We start from the raw sequence: 11,734 nt of genomic DNA on the forward strand, positions 1-11,734 counted from the left end.
GCTCCTCGCCGGCCCGCCACCGTCCTCGCCGGCGCCCGCCCGGGCGGGCGCCGGCCGCTGGCTGCCTCCGCCTTTGCCGACGGCCCGCGCCGCCGTCCCCGGGGGACGGCGGCCGACTGCCGACTCCTCCGCCAGCCCGCCGCTGCTCCTCGCCGTCGCGCCGCCCCGGCCCCCGCAGGCCCGCCGCCCCGCTGGCTCGTCGCTGCTTCCCGTCGCTACGGAACTGGAGAACCGCGAGCTGGCCTGGGTGGACGACGAGCCCTTCGGAGGCGATCTGCCCAACCGGGTGCAGCTGTGGACCAGCGGCCTCGCTGGCAGGGGCGAGAGCCCCGTCCTCGCCGGTTGGGACGACTTCTGGGAGATGCTGCGCGGTCACCTTGCCGACCGCACGCCGCACCAGTTCGCCTGCCACCTGGGCTGCCAGGTGATGGTGTGGTGAGGCCAGGCGAGTGGGTAGGTCCTGGGAAGGGGGTGGCCCGGGTGCCGGGCCCGAGAGTGGCGAGCGGGGTGGAGTGGGCTATGGCGCCGATCGTGCTGGTGCACGGGATCTTCAATCACGTCCGTGGCGCGTCGCCGGAGCAGGCGGCGGCACGTCGGGTGGCCGATTGCCGGCCGCGGCTGGTCGAGAGCCTGCGCCGGCTGTCAGTCGAGGCACCGGAGACGGTGATGGCCTACTACGCGGACCTGCTGCGCCCGGATCTTCCGGGGCAGGCCCAGTCGGCCGGTGACGACGCGGGTTTCGACGGCCTCGGTGCGGCGGAGCGTGCGGCGGTGGCCGAATGGCTGGCTGCTGCCGGGGTCGTGCCTCCGGCGGATTCCCAGAACGTTGCGCTGGCACCGTTGCGGCAGATGCTCGGCTGGCTGGTCGACCAGCGGGGTGGCGGCCTGTCAGGTGCAGTGCGGGCGCAGACGATCCGCCGTCTGGAGGGTGTGATCGTGGCGAACCTGCGCGAGGTGGAGGCCTATACAACCTGGCCCCGGCGAAGGGATCTGGTGCGTGAGCGGGTCGCCGGGGTGATCCGGCGGGAGGCTCCGACGGTGGTGATCGCGCACTCGCTCGGCTCCTACGTCACCTACGAGACCCTGCACGCCCACACCGATCTGCAGGTGGAGCTGCTGGTGACGGTCGGCTCGCCGCTGCGGGTCCCGTCGCTGGCCCGCCGCCTGGACCCGGCGCTGCGCTCGGGCAGGGGCTCCCGGCCGACCGGGGTGAAGCGGTGGGTGAACATCGCGGACGCCGGCGACATGGTGGCTGTGCCGCCCAAGCTTGCCGAGGTGTTCCCGGTCGATGCGGACGAGACCTGCGACAACGGCCTGGGTGTCCATGGGATCGGCGGATATCTCGCCAACGTCCTGCTCGCGGCCGCCGTCGCACCGTACATTTCCTGACAGCCGATCAGGCGTAGGCGGACTCTGCGGGCTTCGCTCCCGCACGCGCGGGAAGCGCTGCTCCGGTCCGTCCCGGGAAGGCATGCGGTTTCTTGCTCTTCTTGGACCAGGGCGCTGCGGCCTGCACCAGAGGCGGGGCGATGGCCTTCGGGCGGGTCGCGGCGGATGGGGGCCCGCTTGGAGGCGGGACGCAACAGGGAGGTTCGATGGTCAGGGCGCTGGTGGCGGGAGTCGGAGATTTTCCCGAGCCGTACGTGAGCGAGGACGACCAGGCCGACGGCACTACCGCGTTCGAGCCGCTGCTGGCCGTCCGGGGGGCGGTGCAGGAACTGGCCTTCGCGATGGATCGGGCCGGTGCCATCACCGGTGGGGACCCGCTGCTGGACTGCACCAAGGCCGAGTTCACCCGCGTCTGGGACGAACTGCGCCGACATGCCGGCCCGGGTGAGCCGCTCGTCGTGCACTTCGCCGGCCACGGCACCCAGCCCACCGCCGACGGGGCACTGTACCTGGCCGCCGCCGGCGGCGAACCCCGCGACGACCTGCTGGACGACACCTGCCTCAGCGTCGAGAACCTCCTGCGTACCGCCAGGAACAGCGGTCGGCAGGTGCTGTTCCTGCTCGACGTGTGCGGGGCCGGGCAGGCCGTCGCCCAGCAGCAACTCGCCGACCTTGCCGCCCGCCACCCGCAGGACGTACAGCGCAACGTGTGGGTCATCGGCGCGTGCACCGCCGACGCCATCACCTACGGTGCGCGTTTCACTGCCGCCACCACCGAGATCCTGCACCGCCTCGCCGACGGAGACCTCGACATCAGCCCGGACCAGGAATTCGTGCCGGTGGCGACCCTTGCCCGGGCCATCGACCGCCACCTTGCCGCCGCCGACCGCTCCGCGCGGCGCCCTGGTCAGAACCTCGTGCACACCCCCGACGTGTATGCCAGCCCCCAGCCCCAGCCGTTCTTCCGTAACCCCGCCCACCGTGCGGACCTCCGCACCGGTCTGGTGTCCGACATGAACCCGCGGCTGAGAGAGTTCGCCCTCGCCTGCTCACCCGGCCTGGACCCGCTGCACTTCGCCACCCGGGCCGCGGGCCAGCCCACCGTCACCGACATCCTCTTCTCCGGCCGCACCTCACAGCTCCGGCAGATCCAGGCCTGGATCGATGAGACCGGTGGACAGTCGAGCCGGATGCTGGTGGTCACCGGCGGTCCCGGCAGTGGCAAGTCTGCGCTCCTGGGCGTCACCACCTGCCGGCTTCACCCCGAACTCGAAGAGGTCGGGGTACGAGTCGCCAGCTTCGTCCCGGGCTTCCGCCCTCGTCGGCGCGGCATCGTGCTGGCCGTTCACGCCCGCCAGCTCACCCTCCAACAGATCACCGACTCCCTGCACCATCAGCTCCGCCAGCAGCACAACACCGACCCCAGCCACACCGGGCCCCACACATCGGCATCGCCCGATGCTCCCGAGCAGGCAACCACGGCAGGCCTGGTGCAGGACCTGCAGGAAGCCCACGACACCGTGGTGATCCTTGACGCCCTCGACGAGGCCGACAACCCCGCCGCGGTCCTCGGCGAACTTCTCCTGCCGCTCACCGCCGCCGCTGGCAGCGGCACGGCCAACTGCCGCGTCATCATCGGCACCAGGCCGTGGTGGGACACCCTGCCCGCCCTGCACGAGTACCTGATCGAACACCCGGATGTGCTCCTCGACCTCGACCCCGCTACCGAGGATGATCGCCGCACCCTTGCCGACGACCTCGACAGCTACCTGAGTAAGGTCCTCCCCCTCCGCTCACCCGAGGAGACCCGCCGTATCGCCGAGCGGCTCGCCTCCTACAGCGACCACGGAGCCTTCCTCGTCGCCTACCTCTATGCCGACCACCTCAACACCGCTGCATCCCAGCGCACCCCGGCTCCCCCGCCCTGCAGTGTCACCGAGGTCTTCGACCTCCACCTCGATACCCTCACAGCCACCGAGCCCTGGATCCGGCCCGTCCTCACCGTCCTGGGCCACGCCCGCGGCCAGGGCATGCCCCTCGACCTCATCCACGCCGCCGCCCTCGCCCACCAACCGCCCACCCCCGCACAACCAACCCCCCAGCTCGCCGACACCCGCCGCGCCCTCACCAAAGCCGCCTTCTACCTGCGCACCACCCCCGACACCGACCACCGCCTCCTCTACCGCTACTTCCACCAAGCCCTTGTCGATCACACCCGGAACCGCACCGACCCCGCCACCCTCTATCGCGCCCTGACCACCAACATCCTCACCAGCGCGGTCGGCACCTCCGACTGGCAACACGCCCACCCTTACCTGCTCCGCCACGCCGCCGATCACGCCGTGGCTGCTGGCGGTATTGCCCTGGACCAGCTCCTCACAGACCCCGGGTTCCTGGTCCACGCCGAACCCGACCACCTGGTCCCCCACCTGCAGCGGGCAGGCAGCGAGCGGGCCCGTCTGAACGCGCATATTTACCGCACCACCACCGCTCGCGACGCGCGCAGACAGCATCTCGAAGCCCGCCGAGATCTCCTCGCCCTCGACGCTGCCAGCTGGCAACACCCGGACCTGGCCCGCGCCATCAGCCACACCCCATCCACCATCCCCACCACCCCGCTGACCCCGCGCTTGGCCACACGGCGCATCCACCCCGCCCGCTTGCACACCCTCGAAGGCCATACCGACGCAGTGAGGGCGGTGGCGGCGGTCACCGGACCGGACGGCCCGCTTGCCATCACCGCCGGTAACGACCGAACCGCCATTGTCTGGAACCCAGCCACCGGCCAGCGACTACACACCCTCGAAGGTCACGCAGACTTGGTGACTGCGGTCGCCGCGATGACCGGCCCCGACAGCACCTCGCTCGCCCTCACCAGCGACTACCGGACCGTCATCGTCTGGAACCTCATCACCGGCCAGCGCCTGCACACCCTCCAAGACCATGGCAGGTGGGTGAATGCGATGGCGGTGGTCACCGGGCCGGACGGCCCGCTCGCCGTCACCACCAGCGAGAACTGCGCCATTGTCTGGGACCCAGCCACCGGTCGGCGCCTGCATACCCTCGAGGGCCACACCGAATCAGTGCAGGCAGTGGCGGTGGTCACCAAACCGGATGGCCCGCTTGCCATCACTGCCGGTAACGACCGGACCGCTATTGTTTGGGACCTCGTCACTGGCCGGCGCCTGCATACCCTCGAAGGCCACACCCGCTCAGTGAAGGCAGTGGCGGTGGTCACCGGGCCGGACGGCCCGCTCGCCGTCACCACCAGCCATGACCGGACCGCCATTGTCTGGGACCCAGCCACCGGCCAGCGCCTGCACACGCTCGAAGACCGCGCCAACGGACTGAGGGCAGTGGCGGTGGTCACCGGGCCGGACGGCCCGCTCGCCATCACGACCAACTACGGCACGACCGTCATCGTCTGGGACCTCGTCACTGGCCGGCGCCTGCATACCCTCGAAGGCCACACCAGCTCAGTGACTGAGGTGGCGGTGGTCACCGGGCCCGAGGGCCCGCTCGCCGTCACCACCCACTACGGCCGGACTGCCATCGTCTGGGACCTCGTCACTGGCCAGCGCCTGCATACCCTCGAAGGCCACACCGGCTCGGTGCTGGCAGTGGCGGTGGTTATCGGGCCGGATGGCCCGCTTGCCGTCACCACCAGCCATGACCGGACCGCCATTGTCTGGGACCTCGTCACTGACCGGCGCATGCACGCCCTCGAAGGCCACACCGGCTCGGTGCTGGCAGTGGCGGTGGTTATCGGGCCGGATGGCCCGCTTGCCGTCACCGCCGGCGAGGACCGGACTGCCATTGTCTGGGACCTCGTCACTGGCCGGCGCCTGCATACCCTCGAAGGCCACTCCCGCTCAGTGATTGAGGTGGCGGTGGTTATCGGGCCGGATGGCCCGCTTGCCGTCACCACCCACTACGGCACGACCGTCATCGTTTGGGACCTCATCACTGGCCGGCGCCTGCATACCCTCGAAGGCCACACCAGCTCAGTGCGTGCGGCTGCGGTGGTCACGGAGTCGGGCTGCCTGCTGGCCATCACAACCAGCCTCGACGGGATAGCCATTGTCTGGGACCTCGTCACTGGCCAGCGCCTGCACACACTTGAAGGCCACACCGGCTCGGTATTGGCGGTGGCGGTGATCACCGGGCCGGACGGCCCGCTCACCATCACCGCGAGCATCGACGGGACCGCCGTCGTCTGGTGTCCCCTCACTGGGCGGCGCCTGCACACGCTCGAAGACCGCGCCATCGGAGTGAAGGCGGTGGCGGTGGTCACCGGGCCGGATGGCCCGCTCGCTATCATCCCTAGCGGCTACTTTGCCGTCGTTTGGGACCTCGTCACTGGCCAGCGCCTGCACACCCTCGAGGGCCACACCGGCTTGGTGTCTGCGGTGGCGGCGGTCACCGGACCGCAGGGCCCGCTCGCCATCACCACCAGCGACGATCGGACCGCCGTCGTCTGGAACCCGGCAACTGGCCGGCGCCTGCACACCCTCGAGGGCCACACTGCCCCGGTGACCGCGGTCGCGGTGACGACCAGCTCCGATGGTGCTCTCCTCGCCGTCACCACCAGCGAGGACCGGACCGCTATCGTGTGGAACCCCATCACAGGCAGGGCCGTCCATCGTTGCCACCTGCCGTACGCGGTGCGATCCGCAGCCGCCTGCGGCACGGGCTTCGTGGTGACATACGGCAGCGAAGTCGCCTACTTCGAATGGCCCGGCACCGTACCTTCAGGGCAATGAGCTCGGGAAAGCCTTTGAAATGACCCCCCGGCCGGACCCGTAGGTGGATCCGGCCGACGGAGGGTGAGCGGACGGGCGCAGGTTGTTGTGGCGCGGCGCGGCGGACACGGCGCTGCAGGGGTCAGCCTTCTGTCTGGGCGTTGCGCCGCTCCCGCACCAGAAACGGTCCGGTAAGAGCGCTCGCTCGCCCGCCCGCCGGTCAGCTGCCCGCTGCCGTCGGCCTGGCCGGTTCGGGGCCGCCGCTCTCACCGCCGCCCGCCCCCGAGCCGCCCAGCCCCTCCCGCCCCGTCGGCCTGGCCGGCCCAGGGGCGCCACGCGCCATCCGTCCCACGGTCCCGCCTGCGGCGTGGCCAGCCTCCGGCCGCTTGCCACCTCCGCCCGCCCCGTCCGCCCGCGGCCCGGCCTGCAGTCCCGGCCGCTCCGCGGCACCGTCCAGCCCGCCCCTGGCCGGAGACGGACGGGACCGTTTCGGCCCGCCGCTACGACTGGGGTCGGTGGTGGGTGGATGAGCACAGCCGCGACCACTGCATGAGCTCGGCTCTGCACAGCGGCGGCGGGTGCACCCACCAGGACATCACCATCCTGGAACACCCGAAGGGCCTGTCGGACAAGCCATTCCTGGACACGGTGTACGTGGTCAGGAGCGACTGGCTGATCTCTGGCCCTGCGACCCGGAGGCCGCTGCCTACCTGACGTAGCGTGAGGAGGCTCCCGCCAGTGTGGTGGGGCCTCACGATACGGAGCGCCGTTGTGGCGTGCGGTGAACTCGGTGACGGAGAGGTGATGGTTCGGCCGCCACGGTCGTCGCAAAGCCACTGACGGTGGTGGGCTGGGCCAAAGCGACCAGAGCCCGGTTGCTATATCCGAAACGCGGGCGGCCAAAACGTTCACTGACTATGATCCGTCAGTTTCGCGCCTACGCGAATGCACCGCGTGCTGCCTGGGAACATCCCAGCCAACTGCTCGAAAAGCTCCCTTTGCTCAGCAGCAATTGATCATGAAGGGGGCCTGCGTCTCGACCGAGGAGGAAGCTCGCCAGCCGTGCCCTAGGAAAGCCAGGTCGGCGAGCCCCCTATTCGTGGGACCGTCCGTATCGCCCTGAAAGGAAGTACCCGTGAGCGACGACGTTGACGCATCGCGCTCGACCGGACCCGGCGGGCCCGTCCCGCAGTGGTTCCCCTTGGTGGTAGTCCTCGCGTCCATCGCCGGGGCAGTGCTTCTCGGCGTCGTTGGCCAGGCTGGACCGTCTATGTCGGTCGCCGCAGTCGGTGCCGCGGTCGAGGCTGTGAGCTACCGGAAGTAACGCTCCTTTCGTCGGCTGGCGACGGTGCCGCCAGCCGACGCACCTGGTCAACCGTGAGGTCCGGCCAACGTCGGACGATCCGGGGCCGGTGCCTCCAGCGCCCCCACTCTGGGCGGGCCTGGTCCACCAGGATCTCGACCACGGTGCTGGGCTCGACCGGGAAGTAGCGCACCGGCGGGCTGCCGCCTCGGGCGAGGACGTCGGCCGACCGCCGACTTCTCCGCCTGCGGCCTTCGTCGCCGACATCCGCCGCCCCGGTCGCCCTCCGCCGCGCCCGGCCGGCCGCCCGCCGCTGTCCGGTTGTCCCCTGCCGTCTGTCGGCTCCGCCGTCCCGGCCGCCTACGGTGCCGTTCCGCGGTGCCGTGGTCGGTTCCGGATCGCCGGGTCTGCCGCGGCCGTCACTCCCGCGGCCCGGACCGTCCGCCAGCCGCTGCGTTGCGGTCCCGTGTCTGCCCGCCGCCGTCTGGCCGGCCCCTCCTCGAATCCCACTCCGGCGGCCGCCGACGCCGGCCCGCCAGCCCCGGCCCCGCCCGCCGCCCGCGGCCTCTCCGCCGGCCGTTCCGCTGAGCGCTGGCCGGCCGTCGGCCCGCCGTCCGCCTGCCGCCAGCGCGCCGCGCGGCGGCCCTGGCTGTGCCGGTCGTCCTCCGCTGCGCTGCCTGTCGTTCCGGCCTTGCCCCAGTCGCCCACCCGGCCGCCTGCCCGCAGGCCGCCGCTTGGCCCGCCTGGCCGTGTCCGGCTCGTCTGGCCGTCGCCCGCGGCCTAGGTCGTGCGGGCCGGCGGCTGCCGGGCCGCTGCGGTCAGCGTCGTGGCCGGGGGTTGGTGTGGGAAGGCTGCTCGTGGCGCCCGGCCGCCCGGCTCGCCGTCCGGGGCCGGGGCCGTCGTCGTCCGCACGCCGTACCGGCCGCCCGGCCGGGTGCCGCCCGACCGCCGGCCCAGAGCGGTCGTTGCGGCGTCTGCCCCGGATCGTCGTCCCGACCGTCGTTGCCCCTGTCGCCTTGCCTGCTCCGGGCTGCTGCGGTTACGTGTCCGGCCCGCTGCCTGCGGGTCGGCGGCGAGTACGAGTAGGGGCGGGGAGAGGTCCGGTCCGGCCACCGGGAGGGTGACCGGGCCGGACCGGGTGGGCGGCATGCCCGGCTACTGGGTGCGGCGGCCTCCAGCCTCGAGCCCTCTCATCAGGAGGCCATGGCTCGACGTCGTGTGGCGGCGTCCGGCCGGGACAGGTAGATCGCATGCGTTCTATGGTGGAGGTGTCCCCTTTCTGAAGCTCGCACTTGGTGGAGGTGCGTCATGGCGGACACCACGCAGACCGTCGTGGCGAAGACGTCCCCGGATGGCCGGACCCTGTTAGTGCAGGTCACGGCGGTGGACGGTGCGGGGGGCGGTGAGGAACTGGTCAGGGCGGGGATTCCGGACCTGCGGAACTTCATGGCCACGGTCACCGCTCTCGCGACGGACCTCCAGCAGGCGATAGCCGCGGTGAAGCCCAAGCGGGCCTCGGTCGAGTTCGGGCTGAACATCGCAATGCAGAGCGGCGTGATGACCGCGTTCCTGGTCGACGCCTCCGGTGAGGCCTCCGTGAGGGTCACCCTTGAATGGGGCGACTGATCAACTCGAGATGCCATCATGATCGACCGGCATACGTACCACCGTGATGCGCTCGGCGCCGCCACCGTCCGGATCGAGACCCGGGACGCGGACGGTTCGGAGCTCGGAAGCGGAACCGGTTTCTTCGTCACCGAGAACTGGGTGCTCACCTGCGCGCACGTCGTCCCGGACGGCCACACCCGGGTGTTCTACGACGGCCAGGAGCTGGATGCCGAGGTGCTGCAGCGGGACCCCGAGAACGGCGACTTCTCCTCCCGCGACGGCAGCTTGTACGCGCTGCCGGATGTCGCCTTGCTCAAGGTTGAGGCGACGAGCAGGCCGTTACCCGATCATGCGTGCGTCGAACTCCAGCGCGTCACACCCAAGAAGGATGACCGGCTGTTCGCCTGGGGCTGGCCCTCCATCGCCGGGCAACCGATGTGGGAGGGCATGGAGATGGACTTCGAGGCGCTCCGGTACGTGGAGAGGCCCTCGCATCCGCTGCTGAAGACGACGTGTGGCCAGGTGCAGCCCGGGGCCAGCGGTGCTCCGGTGGTGCACCTGGACAGCGGCGTGGTCATCGGACTCATCAAACTCACCCGGGACAAGTCCTCCAGCGCCGGTGCCCTCGTGGTCCCCACGGGGATGATCCTCGACGCGCTCGCCCACCACGACCTGGAGGCGGCGAACCGTCGCGCTGCCCCCTCCGACGAGAACGCCAGCATGGAGGCCCACCGCCGCCGCCTCGGCCGGGTGCTCGCACGCGTCAGGGACGAGCTGGCCGACGTACCCGACGAGTGGCGCAGGTCCATGCTGGCCGCTTGGGCCGTCGAGACCGCAGGCCCGGTGGACAGCGAGGACCTGGCCCTGGCACTGCTCGGGATCCCCCTGGAACAGCTGTGCGTCGCGCTGCGCGCGCTGTCCGGAGCCCGGCACAACGCGGACAAGGCCTGCATGCTGCTCCGGTACGCGGCCTGCTGTTCCTGGGTGCGGAGCCGGCCGTGGGTCGCCCCGGACGGCGCGGCGCTGCTGGCCCGCGAACGCGATGCATCCAGTCCCCGGGTCGTGCACATCTCCTGCACGGACGGGCTGACCCTGGAGTGGTACGTCCGGCGGGCCCCGGTCTGGGGGATGGACTGGCAGGCTGTCCCGCTGAGCGCGCCGGACGCCGAGACCGACCCGGGGACAGGGCTGCCCGTGCGGCTTGTGCACTCCATCCGGGTGGAGCTGCTGCATGACACCACCTGGGTGGAGGACCCGAACGACACCAGGGCCGTCGAGGCCTTGTGGCGGAGGAAGGGAAGTCAGGCGCTCCAGCACGCGCGCAACCGCGTCTTTGTGCTGCCCGGCGGGTCGTCCGACGTCGACCGGGGCCTGCTCGATCGGCTCCAGCAGCATTTCCCTGCCTGCCTGTTCGTGATCTCCGCCCAGCGTGTTTCGCCGGGGATCAGGAGGTTCCCGCGGCTGGTCTCCCTCCCGGTGTCGCTGAGCGCCGCGGACGAGGAGCAGGCCGTGGAGGACTACCAGGACACCAAGTACCAAGTGGAGCTGGCGGCGGACCTATGAACGCGAGCATCGACTACCAGCGGATCTTCGATCCGCCGCTCCGGCCCCCGGCGGGTGCCGTCGCCGCGGTCCGTGTCGGCGACCGGACCTCCGGGCAGGTCTACGTCTACGACGAGGAGATCGTGCTCGCCGTCAACGTCGCGCTGGCCACCGAGCGCCCCCTTCTGGTGCGCGGCCGGCCAGGGCGGGGCAAGTCCTCCCTCGCACCCAGCGTTGCCCACCAGCTCGGCCGGCGGTTCTACCGCAGCACCATCTCCTCCCGTACCCAGGCACGGGACCTGCTGTGGGGCGTTGATGAAGTGGGCCGGCTCAGCGACGCCTCGGCCCACAAGGTACGGCCGCGCTCCCACTATGTCCTGCCCGGTGTGCTCTGGTGGGCGTTCGATCCGCAGACCGCGGCGCACCGAGGGCTCGGCCCGACGGCGGGCGACAGCCTCCCGGAGCCCAACGAGGGGGATGCCGACAGCTCCGGGGCCGTCGTCCTGCTCGACGAGATCGACAAAGCCGATCCCGACGTCCCCAACGACCTGCTGGAGCCCCTCGGCTCCTACCGGTTCCGGCGCGAGGACGGAGCGATTGTCGAGGCGGCGGATCCGCCGCCCCTGGTCGTGCTGACGACGAACGAGGAGCGCGAGCTGCCCAAGGCGTTCCTACGCCGGTGCGTCGTCCTCGTGCTGCGGCCACCGAGCGCCGAGCGCCTGCTGGAGATCGCGAGGGCGCACTTCGGGCACCGAGGGGACACCATGTTCGAGGATGTGCTCCAGTCGTTCGGTGCGCTGCAGGACGATGACGCTGGGGACGGCGCGGGAGAGCGGGCCGAGGAAGACGGCCTCGACGTGAGCACGGCCGAATTCCTGGACACCATCGCCGCCGCCGAGCGGCTCCGCATCGGTCCCGGGCACCCCCTGTGGCCGGACATCGTCGGGGTGACCGCCCGCAAGCCGATCGATCCGGACCTGCGATGAACCCCGCGGCACCCGGGAGCACGACCCTGGCATCGGAGACCCGGGAGAGGCCCGGCGGCCGCCGCCCGCCCCTCTCACCGGGCGATCTGGTCCGCGTCGCCGGCCGGTTGCACCCGGGGCGTGCCGTACTGGCGCGCGCCGCACTCCTGCTGGGCCTGGCCCGG

The 11,734-nt window shown here is 71.3% G+C and carries 6 protein-coding genes and 1 pseudogene; all 7 read left to right on the forward strand.

All coding sequences use genetic code 11. The features are described from left to right. A pseudogene (locus ACWEQL_RS21610) lies at positions 1 to 439 on the forward strand (hypothetical protein); the annotation flags it as partial. A gap of 80 nt (positions 440 to 519) precedes the next feature. After that, positions 520 to 1,389 (forward strand): hypothetical protein, encoded by an 870-nt coding sequence (locus ACWEQL_RS21615; RefSeq protein ID WP_452151906.1) that lies wholly within the window; start codon positions 520 to 522, stop codon positions 1,387 to 1,389. Between the two features lie 206 nt (positions 1,390 to 1,595). Next, on the forward strand, positions 1,596 to 6,152 hold the full coding sequence (locus ACWEQL_RS21620) for an AAA family ATPase (protein ID WP_452151907.1): 4,557 nt from the start codon (positions 1,596 to 1,598) through the stop codon (positions 6,150 to 6,152). Positions 6,153 to 7,266: 1,114 nt separating this feature from the next. Then, positions 7,267 to 7,455: a hypothetical protein gene (locus ACWEQL_RS21625; RefSeq protein WP_452151908.1), complete on the forward strand. Its 189-nt coding sequence runs from the start codon at positions 7,267 to 7,269 to the stop codon at positions 7,453 to 7,455. Between the two features lie 1,287 nt (positions 7,456 to 8,742). Next, positions 8,743 to 9,060: a CU044_2847 family protein gene (locus tag ACWEQL_RS21630; RefSeq protein WP_452151909.1), complete on the forward strand. Its 318-nt coding sequence runs from the start codon at positions 8,743 to 8,745 to the stop codon at positions 9,058 to 9,060. 18 nt (positions 9,061 to 9,078) lie between these two features. Then, positions 9,079 to 10,605: a S1 family peptidase gene (locus tag ACWEQL_RS21635; RefSeq protein ID WP_452151910.1), complete on the forward strand. Its 1,527-nt coding sequence runs from the start codon at positions 9,079 to 9,081 to the stop codon at positions 10,603 to 10,605. Further along, the gene (locus tag ACWEQL_RS21640) at positions 10,602 to 11,570 is read left to right on the forward strand and encodes an AAA family ATPase (protein ID WP_452151911.1); all 969 of its coding nucleotides are present in this window, start codon (positions 10,602 to 10,604) and stop codon (positions 11,568 to 11,570) included. Before ACWEQL_RS21635 ends, ACWEQL_RS21640 begins: the two co-directional genes overlap by 4 nt. Positions 11,571 to 11,734: the final 164 nt, after the last annotated feature.

This window comes from Kitasatospora sp. NPDC004240, from assembly GCF_053603215.1.